General features: G+C 61.8%; 15 protein-coding genes. 10 read left to right on the forward strand and 5 right to left on the reverse strand.

Annotated elements, in window-relative coordinates:
* Positions 1–135 precede the first annotated feature (135 nt).
* Genes HX898_RS24665 through HX898_RS24680 form a run of 4 tightly spaced genes read right to left on the reverse strand, consistent with a single transcriptional unit; the run spans position 136 to position 9,165 of the window.
* The gene (locus tag HX898_RS24665) at positions 136–2,373 is read right to left on the reverse strand and encodes a trehalase family glycosidase (protein ID WP_180196028.1); all 2,238 of its coding nucleotides are present in this window, start codon (positions 2,371–2,373) and stop codon (positions 136–138) included.
* A gap of 16 nt (positions 2,374–2,389) precedes the next feature.
* Positions 2,390–5,074 carry a carbohydrate-binding protein gene (locus tag HX898_RS24670; RefSeq protein WP_180196029.1) on the reverse strand — a complete coding sequence of 895 codons (2,685 nt, stop codon included), beginning with the start codon at positions 5,072–5,074 and terminating at the stop codon, positions 2,390–2,392.
* A gap of 12 nt (positions 5,075–5,086) precedes the next feature.
* Positions 5,087–8,629, reverse strand: coding sequence for a molybdopterin cofactor-binding domain-containing protein (locus HX898_RS24675; protein ID WP_180196030.1), 3,543 nt, complete (start codon positions 8,627–8,629; stop codon positions 5,087–5,089).
* Positions 8,626–9,165, reverse strand: coding sequence for a (2Fe-2S)-binding protein (locus HX898_RS24680; protein WP_245456294.1), 540 nt, complete (start codon positions 9,163–9,165; stop codon positions 8,626–8,628). The genes HX898_RS24675 and HX898_RS24680 overlap by 4 nt, the downstream gene beginning before the upstream one ends.
* Positions 9,166–9,523: 358 nt before the next feature.
* Between HX898_RS24680 and HX898_RS24685 the strand changes: the two genes are divergently transcribed.
* The 6 genes from HX898_RS24685 to HX898_RS24710 all read left to right on the forward strand — a co-directional run bounded on the left by HX898_RS24685 (position 9,524) and on the right by HX898_RS24710 (position 14,630).
* Positions 9,524–10,660 (forward strand): FAD-dependent monooxygenase, encoded by a 1,137-nt coding sequence (locus HX898_RS24685; RefSeq protein WP_138331127.1) that lies wholly within the window; start codon positions 9,524–9,526, stop codon positions 10,658–10,660.
* On the forward strand, positions 10,657–11,460 hold the full coding sequence (locus tag HX898_RS24690; protein ID WP_171598339.1) for an alpha/beta hydrolase: 804 nt from the start codon (positions 10,657–10,659) through the stop codon (positions 11,458–11,460). Before HX898_RS24685 ends, HX898_RS24690 begins: the two co-directional genes overlap by 4 nt.
* Positions 11,461–11,530: 70 nt before the next feature.
* Positions 11,531–12,283, forward strand: a complete 753-nt coding sequence (locus HX898_RS24695; protein ID WP_348649483.1) for an Asp/Glu racemase — start codon at positions 11,531–11,533, stop codon at positions 12,281–12,283.
* Positions 12,284–12,296: 13 nt separating this feature from the next.
* Positions 12,297–12,938, forward strand: coding sequence for an N-carbamoylsarcosine amidohydrolase (locus tag HX898_RS24700; protein ID WP_180196031.1), 642 nt, complete (start codon positions 12,297–12,299; stop codon positions 12,936–12,938).
* 45 nt (positions 12,939–12,983) lie between these two features.
* Positions 12,984–14,015: a leucyl aminopeptidase gene (locus HX898_RS24705; RefSeq protein WP_180196032.1), complete on the forward strand. Its 1,032-nt coding sequence runs from the start codon at positions 12,984–12,986 to the stop codon at positions 14,013–14,015.
* A 132-nt stretch (positions 14,016–14,147) separates the two neighbouring features.
* Positions 14,148–14,630, forward strand: coding sequence for a MarR family transcriptional regulator (locus tag HX898_RS24710; RefSeq protein WP_180196033.1), 483 nt, complete (start codon positions 14,148–14,150; stop codon positions 14,628–14,630).
* Positions 14,631–15,024: 394 nt separating this feature from the next.
* On the opposite strand, the gene HX898_RS24715 is transcribed toward HX898_RS24710, so the two are convergent.
* Complete coding sequence (locus HX898_RS24715) at positions 15,025–15,924, reverse strand: LysR family transcriptional regulator (protein ID WP_138331121.1); 900 nt, start codon at positions 15,922–15,924, stop codon at positions 15,025–15,027.
* Positions 15,925–16,044: 120 nt separating this feature from the next.
* Between HX898_RS24715 and HX898_RS24720 the strand changes: the two genes are divergently transcribed.
* From HX898_RS24720 to HX898_RS24735, 4 genes are all read left to right on the forward strand, one after another.
* Positions 16,045–16,977, forward strand: a complete 933-nt coding sequence (locus tag HX898_RS24720) for a VOC family protein (protein WP_138331120.1) — start codon at positions 16,045–16,047, stop codon at positions 16,975–16,977.
* Between the two features lie 95 nt (positions 16,978–17,072).
* Positions 17,073–17,765 carry a hydrolase gene (locus HX898_RS24725; RefSeq protein WP_180196034.1) on the forward strand — a complete coding sequence of 231 codons (693 nt, stop codon included), beginning with the start codon at positions 17,073–17,075 and terminating at the stop codon, positions 17,763–17,765.
* Positions 17,766–17,827: 62 nt separating this feature from the next.
* A complete protein-coding gene (locus HX898_RS24730; RefSeq protein WP_180196035.1) occupies positions 17,828–18,118 on the forward strand; it encodes a XapX domain-containing protein in 291 nt (96 codons plus the stop codon).
* Positions 18,118–20,100 carry an amidohydrolase gene (locus tag HX898_RS24735; protein ID WP_180196036.1) on the forward strand — a complete coding sequence of 661 codons (1,983 nt, stop codon included), beginning with the start codon at positions 18,118–18,120 and terminating at the stop codon, positions 20,098–20,100. The genes HX898_RS24730 and HX898_RS24735 overlap by 1 nt, the downstream gene beginning before the upstream one ends.
* Positions 20,101–20,103 lie beyond the last annotated feature (3 nt).

Here is a 20,103-nt window from a genome sequence, read left to right on the forward strand (position 1 = left end):
ACTGAGCGGCCGGCATGAATCCACGGATCTCCTGCAAGCTGTTCGTTCAACCCTCTGACTTTAGCATCAGTCTTTTATTTTATTTGTATACAAACTATCTGTTAGGAATCGAGACCTGTCAAGCACTGCCTTGCTTTAGTGAGCGCTTGACGATGAAAAATAGACGTCGAGCCGGCGATCCTCCGCGTGTTCAGCAATCATGACGCGTATTCCGTCGCCGCCCGACAAATAGTTGATGTCCTGCCCGTTGATACGGGCGGCAAGAACATCGCCCAATGCCAAGCCTGGCAACTCGATGAAACCAGCCTCGGAGACCGGAGCAATCGTGCAGGCCATCCGCCCGGCGGCAAAGACGATGCGCGACAGCGTAGTGTGCAGATCTGTCTTCAGCGCTGCGCGCCCGTTCAATGTCATCACCAGTGTTCCTGACTTGACGGTCAGCCCGAGCGCTCCAGACGGCGAGACCACCGGCCCGAGCACCAAATCCTGGCCGGTGTTGCACATCGTCCACCCCGTCCAGGGATCGAAGTCGACGATCTCGGCGGTCGCCATCAGCGGCAGCATGGCGGCCCAGATGTAGAACGGATCGGTATCGCCCTGATCCATTGCTTCGCCGGTCACCGCGTTGTAATTTTCGGCGGCGATGCGATCGTCGCGCCAGTTCTTCATGAACAGATCGTAGCCCTGGCTGGCGAGCTTGCTGGCTTCGGCAACAAAGCCATAGCGGCGCAGGCCGAGCCAGACCATGTAGTTCACGTTCGGCCAGATGCGTCCGCGCCAATAGACATTTTCGGCGAAGGCAGGATCGTCGCGTGTTGCATTCGGAAGCACATAGTCGCCGCCGAAGGTGCTCTCGTCGCTAAGATGTTGGAGCAGCCGAGCCGCCTGCGCGGGCGTCGCCGCACCGCAAAGCAGCGGATAGAAGCTGGTTGGGGATAACGACCGCACGAAGCCACCGCGGCGCTGGCGATTGGCGAAGATGCCACGGCTTTCGTCCCATAACGTTTGCGAGATGAGCGTACGGCTACGCTCGGCAAGGGCGGCGAATTCGCGCGCATCGTCATGTTTGCCGAGCACGGCCGCCATTTTCGACAGCATTTCGGCGTCGAGAGCCGCGGCACAGTTCAGACCCAGATCGAAGGTCGACAGCGTACGGGTGATGGGATCGTAGACCGCTTCGTCATGGGTCGCGGAGTTGTCCATGCCGGTTTCGTTGCGCGCGCCAAAGGCTGTGCCCTTATAGAGGCCCTCGCCAACATCCGATGTTCCGCACGAGAGCAGACCGAAGCGGTCGGGATCGCGATTTTCCTGCCACCAACGCCGATTGCGCACCACCGCATCGTAGCTTGCCTGGATCATCGAACGTTCGCCGGTGCGCTGGTAGAGCTGCCAGACAACGAGCGCGCCAAACGGCAGTTGGCTGCGATCGACCCATGCATCGTTGGAGGTGACAATGCAAGCGATGTTGCCCTGCGGCGTCGCACCCGCCATTGCCGTTGCCATGTTTTCGCGCGCCAGATCGGCGTCGAACACGCCCGCAAGAAGGGCGGCGAAAATCTGGTCGTTGAACCAGACGGCGAATTTCCCGAGGTTCCAGATGCGGGTGACCGCGGTGTAGGAACGCGCGTTGGTTTCGTCCCAGATGGTGTTCCAGGCAACGACGTCACGCATCGCGTCGAGCGCGCCCTCGAACACACCGGTCTGCGCATTGGCGATCTCTGCCGGCGCGCCGGCGGCAAGGCAGGCCTGCGCCTTGGCAATCGCAAGCTCCGCGCTGTCGGCGACGGCTGCAGCATAGGCCCCCTTGCGCATCATCTCGAGATTGAAGCGCAAGGCGATCACCGGTGCCTCGTTCTGGCGGGTGGCGGTGTAGAAGTAGCCGTTTTCCTCGAAGTCCGCCCGCAGCGCGTCAATCGTGTCGTGACCGGTCACGTGCACCGGCGCCTCGGCTGTCGCGACCGCCACGAATCGCGTGCCAACCTTCAGCAGCGTGATGTTGCGGCCCGTATCATGGATCGCCACTTCGCCGCCCTCGGACGAGATCGCCAGCGTCAACCAGAAGCGCAGCCCCCACTCGGCCGACACCTTGCCGTTCCAGCTGCCGCGTATGGCGAAGGGATCGGTCTTCGTCGTCGAAAAGGCGACCGTCGTACCGCTGTGGTCGGTCTCCAGCTCGATCAGCGAGCCGTCGATGGCGTGACGGCCAAGGCGAACCGTGTCGCGCCGCGGCTCGATCGCGGAAGTCTTCTTGCTGCGGGTCGAGTACAGCACCGGCGTGATCCGCACGCCGAGCGGCAGGAAGACCATTTCAGCCGGCCGACTGGACCAACTGTTCCAGGCGCGCATCAGGGGAATCGTCGAATGTTGTGGCATGATTCTGGGCTTCCGGTCAGGTTTTAAGCGGGATGAGTGTCGGAGCTGCGGTCAACCCGCTCTTGTCGAGGCTCTCGCCGAGATAGGGTGTATTGTTGTAGTAGCGATTTGCCGCCGTGTTCGCGACGCGAAGTTCCAGCGAATGGACACCGGGGATCAGCCGCCCCAAAGCAAAACGGTAGGGCCGCCAGCCCCGCCGATCGATCTGCCGGCCATCGAGTTGGGCGACAACCACGGTTGCGACCTCCGGCAATTCGAGAAACCACTCCGCCTCGTCGCCGATCTCAAGCGCCAGCCGGTAGATACCCGTGCCTGAGAAATCGGCAAATCCCTGCGTCTCCCATCCGCTCTCGACCGAGATCGGCACGAATGCCGCATCGGCGCCTCGCGCGAAACTCCAGCCGACGACAAGCGATACGGCGCGCGCGGCATCGAGCGGCGGCTGGGCCGTGAGACGGCCCTCTCTTGCTATCCGCTGCGCCGTCTCGCGCAGCCGCATGCAGCGCACTTCCTGCGGGTCGAGCCTGACCGTCAGGCGGCTGAAGGCAGCGACATCCTCCACCTTGCCGGTCGTGGCGGACCAGATCTCGGAGTCGACGCCATCACCGAAGGAAATCTCGCTCACCAGCGGCGTTGCGCCATCGTTGAAGAGAACAATCCGCCACCAGCCATCGGCTTCATGCCCGACCCATTGCCGAGGACGATCCGGCGAATGGCAGACCACAGCCGGACCTGATAGCGGCAGCAACGACAGGAGCGCAGTGATATCTCGCCTCTCAGGCATGTGATCGATGTGCGTGGAAGCTATCGGGCTCAGCGGATCGTCGCCATCGCAAACGGTAGACAAGCGATCTCCTGACGACCAGACAACTCCGCCAGCAGCCTTGAAGGCGTCTAGCTCGCGCAACGTCTTTGCCGTCTCGAACACCGTGACCGATGGCAGGACAACAGCATCGAAGGAGAGACCGGATGCCAGCAGGCGGCCGTGCTCGATCCTTGCCGTCGCGAGATCGGCTTCGCTGACGAACATGAAGTCGCAGCCTTCAGCCAGAAGCCCTCCGCACCATGCACCGATGTGGGTGGCGTGGTTGTGACGTGGGCCTTCTGCAAAGGCGGTATGAAGCGGATAGAGGATCGCAACCGGCGTGCGCGGGGTGGCCGGTTCGATGAAGGCAGAAATGCGCGCGGTCTCCTGCGCGAACAGATCATGGTAGCTCCACCACGGCTCGAAATTGATGCCCGGTCCAAAATCGAAACGCGGATTGGCAAAGGGTGTCGGATCGTCGTCATGACCGTCAGTTTGGTATACGCCGTGCCACAGAAACTGCCGGGTGCCGAGGCAATAGAGCCGGATTGCCTGCGCCCTGATCGTCTCCAGCGTCAACTCCCATTGCCCCGCAGCGCGCACCGGCGTTCGCTCGGCACTGGCATATGTTTCGACGACGCAACGGCTGCGGCCATTCGATCGGGCAACGGAATCGCCTAGCTTCGGCGCAAGCTGAGCAACGAAGTTGTTGGAATCGACTGCCGTTTCATGCCTCAAAGCGTCGATGCCGAAGAAATCCACCGCAAGCGCCACCCTGGGGTCGATGCTGGTGAAGCCGCCGTTCAGCGACCACGAACTGATATGCGGCAGGATCTCGTGCCCGGTGAGCACAATCCCCCTGCCCTCGGCCCATCTGCGCAAAGTGCCGGAAAAGGCCTCGTTCATCAGCGCCGAATAGACGGCATAGAACCGCGCCCGTAACCGCAAGGTCCCAGGCCCGACGTCGCGCAGCAATGCCAGCAGCGTTTTGGCGAAAGGTTCCAAAGTGCCGCACGAAACGGCGTCCGGCAGGCTTGGCGCGAACAGCAGGCTGTTGCCGAGGCAACCGGAGATCTGATCCCATTTGTAAAAACCCGCCGCCGGTTGGTCGTAGAACACGAAGCCGACGGGATCGGGCACGAGATCGCCAAGCGTCTCGACCAGCGGATCAAGCCCGACCTCGATGAACCGCTCCGCGGCCTCCGGCAGGAGGTAGTTGATCAGCCGCGAAGTGGTCGACCGGGCGCTGACGAAGACCGTCAGCATCTGGCCGTCCTCGGCCGCGCCGTCGAAAGCGTAGGTGCAGGACACGCCGTCGCTGTCGACGATGGATGTCCGCGCCGTAACATCGACGATCTGATCGAGGCCGTCGATGCCGGCCGACGAATGCAGCAACGCCGCTTCAACCGTCCACTCACACCATTCGACCACGCTTCCTTCATACTGCCACTCGACGATATCGGCGCCCATTGTCCGGGTGAACGGCGGGTGGATGCCGCTGATCTGCCCTCGCCCATGCCCTGATGACGACCAGAACAGGTGACGCTCGCGCAAGTCGTCGCGGCCCGCGACAGTTCGGCCGCCGGCATGGCCGCTGATCCAGTTGTAATCGTCGTAGATTCCAAGCTTCAGCCCCAGCTTGCCGGCGATCTCGGCCGCGACGCGATAGGCGTCCAGATAGGCCGGCGACAGGTAATCATCGCGCGACATCGCAAGCCGGGCCTGGATCAGGATCGTGCCGATCCCCTTCAGCTTGAAATCGCTCAGCTGGTCGTGGCAAACCTCCTGCGTCGGGATCGAATGCCAGAACCAGTAAGCCGACGGGCGAAACGCGGCTGTCGGGTTCTCGAACAAGTCGCGGGGGTCGATATCCTGTCCGGTTCGGATCTGGTCCAAATCGTCTGCTCCCTAGTGGCTTGCTGCCGTCACCCGTTGCATGGCTTTCGTCGTTTCCGTCCAGGCCGGCTTGTCGGGCGCGAAACGCGCTCTCAGATAATCGGCGAGGTCTTTGATCTGGTTCTCGTTCAGTGTCTGGCGGAACGCGGGCATCGACATCACCTCGGGGGCTTCCCGGCCGGTGGTCTGCGCAAGGATCGCCGGCGCCTCGACACCGTTCAGGATCGCCTGGATGAGATTATCGGGCGTCGCGGCATGCAGATTGCTGTTGAGGGCCAGCGACGACAAAATCGAATTGCCGGTATGACAAGTAGCGCAGGCACCATTGAAAATACGCTCGCCCTTCGGCGAAATCCGCGCGGCGGAAGCCTTGGCCGCTTCACTCGCGGCAACGGCCGCCTCGCTCTGTGCCTTGGTCCCGGCGGGCCCCTCGTTGAGGCTTGCGAGATAGGTCGCCATGGCCCGGATATCGTTATCCGGCAGCGGCTGCATCACCTCGACGACATGCGCCATCGGGCCGGCGGCACTGCTATGATCGCGCGAGTGTCCGGTGCGCAGATAGTCGTAGAAGGCATCGGCCGTCCAGCCGACCGGGCCCTTGGCGAACGCATTCAGGGCCGGCGCCTCCCAGCCGTCGGCAAAGCCGCCGGAAAGCCGGGCGCTGCCGCTTTTCTCCGCGCCGAGCAAATTGCGGTCCGTGTGGCAGGCCGAACAGTGCCCCAGGGTCTCGACGAGATAGGCGCCCCTGTTCCACTGCGCATCGCGGGTCTCGACATATTTGAACGGCTCCGCTTTCAGGAACAGCGCGTTCCAGCCCGCCATCATCGCGCGGATGCTGTAGGGAAATTTGAGCTTCGTCTCCGGCGTCTTTCCGGCGACCGGCGCCTGCATCATCATGTAGGCGTAGAGCGCTTGAAGATCGGCATCCTCGGCGCCCGCGAACGAGGTGTAGGGATGGGCGGGATAGAGGTGATGGCCATCACGGCTCACGCCCTGGCGCATGGCGCGCTCGAAGGCCGGGTAGGACCAGGCGCCGATGCCGCTTTGCGCGTCCGGGGTGATGTTGGTGGCATAGACGGCGCCGAACGGCGTGTCGAAGCGCAGTCCGCCGGCGAAGGGTGTGCCGTCATTGCCGACATGACAGACATTGCAGGCGCCGGCCGCAGCCGCCAGCCGGCCGCGCTCGATGGTGGCGGCGCTGTAGACGTTCGCGTCCGGGCGCTGGATGGTGCCGATCGCCGGGCGCCATGGCGAGGCCATCGTGACGATGCCGGACAGAGCCGCGACCGCACCGACGGCGGACAGACCGATGTTCCACCAGTTCCGCTTCTTGACGGGCGGGGCGGCCGGCGTTTCGTCCGTCTTGCCGTTCAGCGCGGCCAGCACCAGTTCCGGCGTCAGCGGCAGCTCACGGAAGCGAATACCGGTAGCGTCGTAGACGGCGTTGGCAATGGCCGAGGCGCTGGGAACGGAGGCGGACTCTCCGACGCCGAGCGGCGGTTCGTCCTGCCGCGGCACCATTAACACGTCGATATCAGGCACCTCGGGAAAGGTGATCAGCGGATAGCCACCCCACTCCTTCGACTGCACGGCGGTCGACGAGAATTCGACCTTTTCCTTCAGCACCCGGCTGGTGGATTGAATGATATTGCCGTGGATCTGGTGGCGGACACCATCCGGATTGATCATCATCCCGGAATCCTGCGCGCACGTCACCTTGGTGACCGCGATCTCGCCAGTCTTCTTATTGACCGCGACATCGGCGACCCAGGCGGCCCAGGCGGCGGCTTTGCCCGGAAACGGCCCATGGATGTAGACGGCATAGGCGAACCCTCGCCCATAGAGCAGGTCGCCCTCGCCGCCGAGCGTGCCCCATGTCGTATGCGGTACCCAGTTTGCCCGTTCGGCCAGCGCACGCACTAGATCGACCGCGCGCGGATCGTGGAGGTAGCGAAGCCTGTACTCGACCGGATCGACGCCGGCCGCGGCTGCCAGTTCATCGACATAGCATTCGTGCGCAAACGTGTTGGGCATCGCCGACACGCCGCGGAACCAAGAGGCGCGCGCGATCGGCGGCATATCGTGCACGGTGACGCGGAGGTTCCCGTAGGCATAGGGCGGGATGGCCGTGCGATCGCCCATCTGCATGACGTCGGAGACTGGCGGCACCTTGCCGGTGAGGATCAAGGGAAGGGTCGGCGCCAGATTGGAGGGGTAGCGGGTTTCGAAATCATAGGCGGACGGACCGCCCTCCAGATCGAGCCCGCCGCGCACGTCCATGATCTGGGCGGCGCCCTTCGGCTCCCAGGCATGCTCCTGTTCGCGCGTCAGCTGGACACGGACAGGCGCCTTGACGGCGCGCGACAGCAGGGCGGCATCCGCAGTGACGTCATCGGCGCAATTGCGGCCATAGCAGCCGGCGGCTTCCAGCCGCTCGACCCGGATCAGCTCTTCCGGTATGTCGAGAAGCAGCGCCAGATCGCGCCGCATCGGGAACGGGTTCTGCGTCCCCGACCAGACCGTCAGCCCGCCTTCGTTGTAGTCGGCCACCGCGCAGGACGGCCCAATCGAGCCGTGCATCTGGTAGGGCCAGACATAGGTGCGGTTCATCGCCTGGGCGCTGCTGGCCAGTGCCATATCGACATTGCCGAGATCGGCAAGCTTGCGCGCGGTCGACGGATTGGCGCGCAGCGCCTTTTCCGGCGCGTTGAGATCCGGCCACTCGGGCGGCGCGCGCCACACGACCTTCAGGCTCTTCGCCGCCTCGATGGCGATTTCCTCGCGTGTCGCGACCACGCCGACGAAATCGCCGATGGCGACGACGCCGACAAGCCCGCGAATATGCGCGACCGATGCCTCGTCGATCGAAATCAGGCTGTTTCCGACATGGTCGCCGTGATCGAAACCGGCATAGGGCGGCCGCACGACGCGGCCATGCAGCATGCCCGGCACGCGGACATCATGCACGTAGGTCCAGCGCCCCGTCGCCTTCTCGGGAATATCGACGCGCGGACGCGACGAACCGACCAGCTTGTAGTCTGAGGCCGGTTTCAGGGCCGCATGCTTGTCGGTCGACAGCCTGGCATGGCTGCCGGCGACGATGTCGCCGAAGCTCAGTTGCCAGTTCTCGCCACCGTCGGAACGGATGATGCCGTCTTCCAGCCTCAGTCGCTCAAGCGGCACGCCGACCTTCTCGGCTGCCTTGGCCAGCAGATGATGGCGGGCGGTGGCGGCGGCCTGCCGCAGCGGCACCGCGGTGATCTGGATCGTTTCGCTGGCGATGGTCGCGCCCTGGTCGGGTGCGGCGGAGGTGGTGCCAAGCACCATGTCCACATGCTCGAACGGCACGCTGAGTTCCTCGGCGACGATTTGCGCCAGGGAAGTTCGGATGCCTGTCCCGAGATCGACGTGGCCGTTGAACGCGGTCACTCGGCTATCGGCGCCCACCGCGATATAGAGTTCGGCCGCATCGCCGAGCAGTGCATCGTTGACGATCAGCAGCGTGTCGGCGGCCGACATATAGGCCGATTTCGGCATTTGGCGGTGGTCGGTCACGGGGAGACCTCCTTCGCGGCTTTTGGCGAGACACCGTCCGGCATGGATCGGCGCGCTCGCTCGACCTTGGCATAGGCGACGGCCCGCCTGGCCGCGGCGAGTATTTCCATATGCGTTCCGCAACGGCAGAGGTGATGGCGCAGCGCCTCGCGAATCGTGTCCTCGTCGGGATCGGTGTTGCGATTGAGCAGGGCTGCGGTGGCGATGATCATGCCGTTCAGGCAATATCCGCATTGAGCAGCGGCCTCGTCGATAAAGGCCGCCTGGACCGGATGCAGATGCTCGGGCGTGCCGAGACCCTCGAGCGTGGTGACACGGCGCTTGCCGACCGCACCGAGCGGCACCGTGCACGAGCGAACGGCGCGACCATCGACAAGTACAGCGCAGGCACCGCATTCGCCGAGCCCGCAACCGTATTTCGGACCATTCAGGGAGAGGTCGTTTCTGAGGATATAAAGAAGTGGTGTTTCCGGGCTTGCTTCGACGCTCTCGACGGCGTCGTTCACATTCAAACTGAAGCAAACTGGCAGTGTCAAAGCAGGCCCTCCGCACCGGAGAACCAAACACAGACCACGCCTTTTTCCATCGGCCGAACCGCTACGCAGCAGACATCGCGCGGACGCCCACAAACCATAACGATGCGACAGTCACCGACTCTTCGCATCTATTGCCCCTTTTATTTTATTAAGAAGCGTATACGCTTTATAGTGACGAATGACAAGTCGGATTTCGCCGTTGCGATTTTGCTAGAATATTCAATTGCCGGGCGAATTGCCGCGCAATTTTGATGAAAATCAAAGCCTCGCTATTGCTATTTAGAGCGTATGCGCTAGAATTTTGCGAAGCCTCCAATCGTGGGAACAATGCGTCGAAAGACAGCTAGGAAGGGTCGCTATGTCTAACGGAAAAGAAAAGATCGCGATTATCGGCGCCGGCCTCGGTGGCGCCGTCGCGGGTGCGCTACTCCAGCACGCGGGTTTTGACGTCAACGTCTATGAACAAGCGCCGAGCTTCTCGCGCCTGGGCGCCGGCATCCATATGGGGCCGAACGTCCTGAAGATTTTCGAACGCATCGGCGTCGACAAGAAGGTCATCAGCATCAGCAGCACGCCGAGCCATTGGTTTAGCCGCGACGGCATTACCGGCGAATATACCGCGCGGGTTCCGCTCGAGGGCTACGGCCAGACCTATTGCACTGTTCACCGCGGCGACCTGCAGGCCATTCAGTGCGATGCGCTGCAGCCGGGCACCTTGCATTTCGGCAAGAAGCTGGCTCGCCTCGACGACAGCGGCACCGATGTGCTGATCGAATTCGAAGATGGAACCTCGGTGCGCGCCGATATCGTGATCGGCGCCGACGGCATCAATTCGCGCGTTCGCGAAACGCTGCTCGGCGAAGAAAAGCCGAATTACAGCGGCTGGGTCGGCCATCGCGCCCTGATCTCGTCCGACAAGCTGAAGAAATACGACCTGACCTTCGAGGATTGCGTCAAGTGGTGGGGTCCGGACCGTCACATGATGGTCTACTACACGACGGCCAGCCGCGACGAATATTACTATGTCACCGGCGTTCCGCATCCGGCCTGGGAATTCGATTCGGCCTTCGTCGACAGCAGCCGCGACGAGATGGCGGCGGCGTTCGAGGGCTATCATCCGATCATCCAGGCGCTGATCGAAAGCACCGATGGGGTGACGAAATGGCCGCTGTTCAACCGCAACCCGCTCCCGCTTTGGAGCAAGGGCCGCCTAGTGCTGCTCGGCGATGCCTGCCATCCGATGAAGCCGCACATGGCGCAGGGTGCCGCGATGGCTATCGAAGACGCCGCCATGCTGACCCGCTGCCTGCAGGAAACCGGCATCAACGATTTCCGCACCGCTTTCGGACTGTATGAGACTAACCGCCGCGACCGCGCGACGCGTGTCCAGAGCGTTTCGAACGCCAACACCTTCCTGCTCAAGCAGGAGGATCCCGCGTGGGTCTATGGCTACGACATCTATGCCGAGCCGCTGAAGAGCGAGACCGCAGCATGAGCGGCGGTGCGTTGTACGGGGCAAACGTCTTCGCCAACGGCATTCGGCAACACTATCTGCGCTACGGCGGAAACGGCCCTGCCGTCATCCTGATCCCCGGCATAACCAGCCCGGCGATCACCTGGGGATTTGTCGCCGAGCGGCTCGCCGAACGCTACGACGTCTACGTGATCGACGTGCGCGGCCGGGGGCTGTCTTCGACCGGTCCAAATCTCGAATACGGGCTCGACACGATGGCAGCTGACGTCGTCGGCTTCGCCTCAGCGCTCGGACTTTCCGCTCCGGCACTGCTTGGCCACTCGATGGGTGCACGCATTGCAATCCGCGCCGCCGTTTCGGCACCTAGGGCGTTCTCGCGGCTTGCGCTGATCGATCCGCCTGTGTCTGGCCCCGGACGTCGCGCCTACCCGAGCAAGCTGCCCTGGTATGTCGACAGCATCCGCCTGGCGCTGAAGGGCATCGATGCGGAAGACATGAAGGCGTTTTGCCCGACATGGACCGACGAACAGCTGAAGCTGCGCGCCGAATGGCTGCACACCTGCTACGAGCCCGCCATCGTCACCGCCTTCGAGGACTTCCACAAGGACGACATCTTCTCCGATCTCCCGAAGCTCAACCAGCCAGCCATGCTTATGGTCGCCGGTCGCGGAGGCGTAATCGAGCCGGTGGATGAGGACGAAATCCAGGCACTTTATCCAGCGGTGGAAATCGTGCGCGTGCCCAATGCCGGGCACATGATCCCATGGGATGATTTCGACGGTTTCTTTGCCGCGCTTGGAGATTTTCTCTCCCGTTATTGAAACGGCGACGGGTCGACGATCCGCCGCCGTTTGTTTGGCACCCGCTTTTGCAACGCAGAGGATTCCACCCGTGCAGAAATATTACCGTATCGGCCAGATCGTTCCGAGCTCCAACACAACGATGGAGACCGAAATTCCCGCCATGTTGACGGCGCGCCAGTCCATCCGCCCCGAGCGCTTCACCTTCCACTCCAGCCGCATGCGGATGAAGAAAGTGGTCAAGGAAGAACTGGCCGCGATGGACGCCGAATCCGACCGGTGCGCCGTCGAGCTTTCCGACGCCCGCGTCGATGTTCTGGGATATGCTTGCCTTGTTGCCATCATGGCGATGGGCCTCGGCTATCACCGCCAGTCGGAGAAGCGTCTAACGGGTCGCACTCAGGAAAACAACGCGAACATTCCCGTCGTTACCAGTGCCGGTGCGTTGATCGAGGGCCTGAAGGTGATGAAGGCAAACAAGATCGCCGTCGTCGCACCCTATATGAAACCGTTGACCGAACTCGTGGTGAATTACATCCGGGAAGAGGGTTTCGAGGTCATGGATTGGCAGGCCCTTGAAATTCCCGACAATCTCGATGTCGCCCGCCACGATCCAGAAAATCTCCCGGCCATTGTCCAGACACTCGATCTGTCGAACGTCGATGTCATCGTGCTGTCGGCCTGCGTGCAGATGCCGTCGCTGCCGGTGATTGCCAAGGTCGAGGCCATGACCGGGAAGCCGGTTCTGACCGCCGCTGTGGCGACAACTTACTGTATGCTCAAGAAGCTCGGTCTGGAAGCAGTCGTGCCGGGCGCCGGCGCACTTCTGTCCGGCGCATACTGAAGAGAGACCAATCATGCAGAGCGCAGAAAGCAATTATCAAGGCGTCTGGGGTAACCGCATCGGCTTCGGCCAGCGCCCTGCCCTGCTCGTCATCGATTTCCTGAAGGGGTACACCACCGAGGGCGCGCCTCTCTACGCCCCGGGCGTGGTTGACGCGGTCGCGCAGACGCCGGCGCTCATCCAGGCCGCCCGCGACGCCGGCATCCCGGTCATCCATACGCGCATCCTCTATCTTGCGGAAAACTGCGCTGACGGCGGCATGTGGGTGAAGAAATCGCCCGTCATGAAGGGAATGGTCGAAGGCAATGTGCTGGCCGAGTTCTGCGGCGGCGTCGAGCCTGCCAATGGCGAGCTCGTTATCGTCAAGCAGTATGCCAGCGCTTTCTTCGGCACCAGCCTTGCCTCGCAGCTGCATGCGCAGGGCATCGACACCGTGATCATGGCCGGCTGCTCGACCAGCGGCTGTATCCGCGCCACCGCCGTCGACGCGGTCCAGCATGGATTCCGTGGCATCGTCGTGCGCGAATGCGTCGGAGACCGGCACCCGGATCCGCACAATGCCAACCTCTTCGATATCGACAGCAAATATGGCGATGTCGTTTCGAGGGAGGAGGCGATCGCCGAAATCGCCAAGGTCAAGTCCGACTGTCCGTAACTGGACGAAACACCCAAGCCTTCAAGCAAAGATAAGGGAACGAGCATGGATCAATTCAGCTTCACGGAAATCTGCCTGCATCAGTTGAAGATGTCGGGCGTCCACGAGGGCGAAAAACTCATTGTCCTTACCCAGGGCAACGAGCGCCTCGATTACGCCGACGCCTTCATGGCGGCGGGCATGCGTCTTGGCGCCAAGATGTATCACATGCGTTTGCCGCCGGTGCCGCCGGCAGGTGCGTGGGCGGTCGGCCAGACAGGCCTCGCCGCCATGCCGGAAGCGGTAGAGGCCCTGAAGGCCGCCGACATGCTGATCGATTGCATCTTCCTGCTCTTCAGCCCGGAACAGATGGCGATCCAGGCGGCCGGCACGCGCATCCTGACTGCCGTCGAACCGCCGGAGATTCTCGCGCGCATGCTGCCGACAAAGGAACTGCGCGAGCGCGTCGAATTTGCCGGAGACCTGCTGTCCAAAGCGAAGGTGATGCGGATCACCTCTGCGCATGGCACAGATGTCACCTACAAGCTCAATACCTATCCCACCGTCACGGAATATGCGTGCACGGACGAGCCTGGCCGCTGGGATCACTGGCCGTCGGGCTTTGTATTCACCGGTGGTGATGACGACGGCGTTGATGGTACAATCGTCGTTGCTCCCGGCGATATCCTGCTGCCGCAGAACATCTACGTGCGCGACCCGATCATCTATACGATCGAAAACGGTTGGGTCACCGATATCCGCGGTGGCCTCGATTCCGAGCTGGTCAAATCCTACATGGCGGGTTTCAACGACCCGCGTGGCATGGGCATGAGCCATGTCGGCTGGGGCCTTAATCAGAACGCCAAGTGGCATCGAATGGTGCCCGGCGAATTCCCGGGCGGCATGGGCATGGAGGCACGCTCCTTCTACGGCAACGTGATGTTCTCCACTGGCCCCAACAACGAGCTCGGCGGCCCGAACGATACCGCCTGCCATCTGGATATGCCGATGCGCGGTTGCTCGCTGTTCCTCGACGATGAACCGATGGTTCTTGATGGCGACATCGCCGTCAAGGAAATGAAGCACAACTTCAAATAACTGAGATTACCAAGCCGCTCCGCGTGAAATCGCGCGGAGCGGATGCGGCTCGACACGCCTTGACCGGCGCAACCTGCTGTGGTGTTTCCTGCATTCCCGCCAAAGACGCCGAACCGATGGGCCGCTCCGACGATGACCGCAAAAGACACCGAACAGTTGCCCGAAGCGCTTGCGCCTCAGAATGGCTATCATGTCACGGAGCAAGTTGGACATCTGCTGCGCAAAGCCTATCAGCGTCATCTGTCGATTTTCCAGACCAATGCCAGCGATCCAGACCTGACATCGGTGCAGTTCGTGACGCTGTGCGCGCTGCATGACCTTGGTCCGAGTTCGCAGGTCGAACTCGTCAAGGCGACCTCCGTCGACCAGGCGACCATCCGTGGCATTGTCGAGCGGCTGAAGGCCCGCGGACTGATCGATCTTTCCAAGGACGAGGCCGACGGCCGCAAGGTGGTGATCTCGCTGCTGCCCAAGGGCGAGGCCCTGCTCGAGGAGATGTATCCCCGGGCACATCTCATCAGCGAAGAGACTGTTTCACGCCTCAATCCGGCAGAACGCATTGCTCTGTTGTACCTCCTGCGCAAAATCGCTGATGACGAGTGTGCAGAACTGTAGGTTGCGGATAGGATTCAACAGGAAACTCCTCAGATGGCACCATTACGGAGAAATCTGCAATTGAAAGGGGCAGGTGGTCGCCTACGTTGCCTGACAGCCGCATCGACTGGGATTGTGCGGTCCAGGTGTGAGCGCATGTCTGAAGGGGAGTGTCTTAGCGGCTGAATAATGTCATGGGCGCGGTTATGAAGAGGTAGAGATCATCGACATTCTCGATGCCCTAATGGTCGGTTTTTACTATCAGCCGCGCTTACCGGTAAAGCTATTCGCCTTGAAGGACCTGAACCGGCGATTTAGTACAAAGAGGTGATTTTTCAGGCGGATAAGCCCGTTTGGGGGCGGGGTCCTCACTAAAAGCTTCCCCGCCTTGTCACCTTGGCGTCGCGACCGCAACTCACTCCATTACGGCCATGAACGCCGGGACCTGCTGTTCAAAGAACTTCGAGAACGAGGCGATACGGGGCGGCAGCACCTGATACGGGGGGTAGTACAGGGTCAACCATAAGTCTGGCGGCGCCCAGTCCCGCAGGACGTGGACCAGCCGTCCGGTCCGCAGATGCTCGGCCACATGGAACTTGGGCAGCATGGCGACCCCGACGCCGTCGGCCGCCATGCTCGCCAGCACCTCTCCGCTATTGGCGCTGAATGCCCGGCCCGCAGAAATCGTGGCGCTACCACTGCCGTCCGACAGCGTCCAGGTCTCCCGCTTGCTGTCACCGCTATAGGCCAGGCAATCGTCGGGAATGAGCTCGTTCGGATGTTTCATGTCGAAAAACCGGCTGCCCGGCGCTGCGACGAGGATACGGCGCACGACGCTGATCTTGCGCCAGATCGTGAACTTGTCCGAGGGTGCCGCGGAAATGCGGATCGCCAGATCATAGTCGTCGTCAATAATGTTCACGAGCCCATCCGCGAGCGAGATCTCGAAGCTGATCTTCGGGTAGCGTTCCTTAAAGGCCGACAGGATGGGCGGCAAGGCCTGCTGGCCGAACCAGGTCGGCGCGCTGATCCGCAGGCGGCCATGATCCGCCTTGTGGGTATTCATCACGTCCTTGCGCGCATTGTCCAGTGCCTGCACCGCCGGCTGGATCTGGGCCGCGAAGATCGCGCCGTCGGTGGTCAGCGACACCTGGCGCGTGGTCCGCACGAAGAGTTGCACGCCAAGGTCTTCTTCCAGGGCGGCGATCGCCCGGGTGACGGCTGCCGGGGTCATGTCGAGTTCGCGCGCAACCTGCGCGAAGTTCCGCTTTTCGGCGGCCAGCAGAAAGGTTCGAAGCAGCTTGTAGTCGTTCATCGATTATTACATCCATCGCAATTCATTGACAATTATTATTGCAATTCCGACCGATGATCAACGGGCGTAGGTTTCAATCACACCAGACAAACCAACCCAGTCGCGGAAGGGCGAAACATCATGATCAAGGATATCAAGGGACTGCATCACATCACGTCGATGGCATCGGATGCCCGCCAGAACAACGCGTTCTTCACGGACACGCTTGGCCTGCGCCGCGTCAAGAAGACCGTGAATTTCGACGACCCCAACGTCTACCACCTCTACTACGGTGATGAAGCAGGCACTCCCGGCTCCGTCATGACCTACTTTCCTTTTCCCGACGTGATGCGCGGCCGTCCCGGCGTCGGCGAAGTCAGCGAAACCCAGTTCGCTATTCCCAAGGGCTCGCTCTCCTTCTGGCAGGATCGCCTGTCGGCAAAGGGAGTCGGCAACCTGCAGGCCGACACTGCCTTCGGTGCCGACCGCCTACTGTTCAAGGGGCCGGACGGTGAGGGGTTTGCTTTGATCGAAGCGGAAGACGATGGCCGCAGGGCCTGGAGCGGTGCCGGCATCGACGAAAGCGTCGGTATCCGCGGTTTTACCGGCGCGAAGTTTCGCCTGCATGATACCGCTGCTACGTCCGAACTGCTCGGTTTCATGGGCTACCAGCGCGCCGAGACGGATGGCGATGTCACCCGCTTCATCATTCCCGGCGGTAATGGTGCCGATACGATCGACCTCGAGCTTCTTCCGAAAACGCCTTTCGCAAGGCAGGGCGCGGGTTCGGTGCATCATATCGCTTTCGCCGTCGAGAACCGCGCAAAGCAGCTCGAAGTCCGCAAGGCCCTGATGGATACGGGATACCAGGTGACACCAGTCATCGACCGTGATTACTTCTGGGCTATCTACTTCCGCACACCCGGCGGAGTCCTGTTCGAAATCGCCACGAACGAACCCGGTTTCGACCGCGACGAAGACACGGCACACCTTGGCGAGGTTTTGAAACTGCCGGCTCGCTACGAGCCCTATCGTGACCAGATCGAAGCCGGCCTGGCACCGCTGGCTGCCTGACGTCGCTTTCCAACAATAAGGCGGCATAACTTTCAAGACGTGCCGCCCTCCCTGCCCCATTACCTACCTGCAACCCAATCTAAGGAAGACACGAGATGTCCAGCAAGCTTCAGGTTCTCACCCCGCAGAACAGCCAGATCATCTTCATCGACCAGCAGCCGCAGATGGCCTTCGGTGTTCAGTCGATCGACCGCCAGGTCTTGAAGAACAACGTCGTCGGTCTTGCCAAGGCGGCCAGGGTCTTCAACATCCCGACCACGATCACCACCGTCGAGACCGACAGTTTCTCGGGCAATACCTTCCCGGAGCTGCTCGCCGTCGTCCCCGACAATGATATCCTCGAGCGCACGTCGATGAATTCCTGGGACGACCAGAACGTCCGCGACGCGCTGGCCAAGCATGCCGCAGACGGCCGCAAGAAGGTCGTCGTCGCCGGCCTGTGGACCGAAGTTTGCAACACGACCTTCGCGCTCTCCTGCATGAACGACACCGACTACGAAATCTACATGGTCGCCGATGCTTCCGGCGGTACCTCCGTCGATGCGCACAAATATGCGATGGACCGCATGGTGCAGGCGGGTGTCGTTCCCGTCACCTGGCAGCAGGTCCTCCTGGAATGGCAGCGCGACTGGGCCCGCAAGGAAACCTACGACGCGGTCACGTCGCTAGTGAAGGAGCACTCCGGCGCCTACGGCATGGGCATCGATTATGCTGTTACGCATGTCCACGGCGGCGCCGAACGCGTCAAGCACGGCAAGCGGATCGGCCCGAACCCGGCCTCTATCTGATCTGAAACAGCCCCGCCCTGATCCACTTGGCGGGGCGATCTTTTTGGAAAAGGAACGCCCGGATGAAAATTTACCTTCTATCGCTGGCAGTCGGCCTTCTCGTCGGCGTCATCTACGGACTACTCAACGTCCGCTCCCCGGCTCCGCCCGTCATCGCTCTCATCGGCTTGCTAGGTATTCTCGTCGGCGAACAGATCGTGCCGCTGGCAAAAAATCTCTGGAGCCGCGAGCCCGCTGCCGTTTCCTGGCTTCATCAGGTCAAGCCGCACATGTTTGGTCACCTTCCGAAGGGTGGGCTTAATGTAGCGAAGGCGATCTCCACAGGCGACGATCTGACATTGGGGAAAAGCTGATGACGACACGGCGCAAATTCCTGGGCGCAGCATCAAGCCTCGCCTTTTCAAATCTGTTTACACCGGCCAATGCCGCCGATCCCATCAAGACCGGAGCTGCTTCCATGCACGCCGATATCGTTTTTCACAACGGACTGATCACGACGCTTGATCGCGCAAATCCGAACGCCACCGCTGTCGCCGTGAAAGACGGCCTGTTCCTCGAGGTGGGAACCGACAGCGAGGTGATGACGCTCGCCGGACCGGATACGAAGATCATCGACCTGAAAGGCAAGCGCATGCTGCCGGGTCTGATCGACAACCACACCCACGTCGTGCGCGGCGGCCTCAACTTCAACATGGAACTCCGCTGGGATGGCGTTCGCTCACTCGCCGACGCGATGGACATGCTGAAGCGGCAGGTCGCGATCACGCCGGCTCCGCAATGGGTTCGCGTAGTCGGTGGTTTCACCGAGCATCAGTTTGCCGAGAAGCGCCTGCCGACGATCGACGAGATCAACGCGATCGCGCCCGATACCCCGGTCTTTCTGCTCCATCTCTATGACCGGGCGCTCTTGAACGGCGCAGCACTCCGCGCCGTCGGCTATACCAGAGACACACCGAACCCGCCGGGCGGCGAGATCACCCGCGATGCCAACGGCAATCCGACGGGCCTTCTGCTCGCCAAACCGAATGCGGGCATTCTCTATTCGACCCTTTCCAAGGGACCGAAACTTCCGTTCGAATACCAGGTCAATTCCACCCGCCATTTCATGCGCGAACTCAACCGGCTGGGCATTACCGGCGTGATCGATGCGGGCGGCGGTTTCCAGAACTACCCGGACGATTACGCGGTCATCCAGAAGCTTTCGGATGAGGACCAGCTGACGGTACGCCTCGCCTACAATCTGTTCACCCAGAAGCCGAGGGAAGAGAAGCAGGACTTCCTCAACTGGACGCAGTCGGTGAAATACAAGCAGGGTAATGATTACTTCCGTCACAACGGCGCTGGCGAAATGCTCGTCTTCTCCGCCGCCGACTTCGAGGATTTCCGCCAACCGCGGCCCGAAATGGCGCCGGAAATGGAAGGCGAGCTCGAGGAAGTGGTTCGCGTGCTCGCTGAAAACCGTTGGCCCTGGCGCATGCATGCCACCTATGACGAGACCATCTCCCGTTCGCTCGACGTTTTCGAGAAGGTCAATAAGGACATCCCGCTCGAAGGTCTCAACTGGTTCTTCGACCATGCCGAGACGATCTCGGATCGTTCGATCGACCGGATCGCGGCGCTCGGCGGCGGCATCGCTACCCAGCACCGCATGGCCTATCAGGGCGAATATTTCGTCGAGCGCTATGGTCATGGCATCGCCGAGGCCACGCCGCCGATCAAGCGCATGCTTGAGAAGGGCGTCAACGTCTCGGCAGGGACCGACGCGACGCGTGTCGCCTCCTACAATCCATGGGTTTCCCTTGCCTGGATGGTGACCGGGAAGACGGTCGGCGGCATGCAGCTCTATCCGCGCGCCAACTGCCTCGACCGCGAGGTGGCGCTGCGCATGTGGACGGAGAAGGTCACCTGGTTCTCCAACGAGGAAGGCAAGAAGGGTCGGATCGAAAAGGGCCAGTTCGCCGACGTCGTCGTGCCGGACAAGGACTTCTTCACCTGCGCCGAAGACGAGATCTCGTACCTCACCTCGCAGTTGACCATGGTTGGCGGCAAGATCGTCTACGGTGCAGGCGACTTCTCGGCGCTCGACGAAAACAACGTCCCGCCTGCCATGCCGGATTGGTCACCCGTTCGCACGTTCGGCGGCTATGCGGCCTGGGGTGAACCGCAGGGTGCCGGCATGAATTCCCTGCGCCGGACCGCGATCTTCTCCTGCGGCTGCGCCAGTTCCTGCAACGTCCACGGCCACGACCACGCCGGTGCCTGGACGTCGAAACTGCCGATCGCCGATCTCAAGGGTTTCTTCGGCGCACTCGGCTGCGCCTGCTGGGCTGTGTGACTT

Source organism: Rhizobium sp. WYCCWR 11128 (assembly GCF_013416305.1).
GTDB lineage: Bacteria > Pseudomonadota > Alphaproteobacteria > Rhizobiales > Rhizobiaceae > Rhizobium > Rhizobium indicum.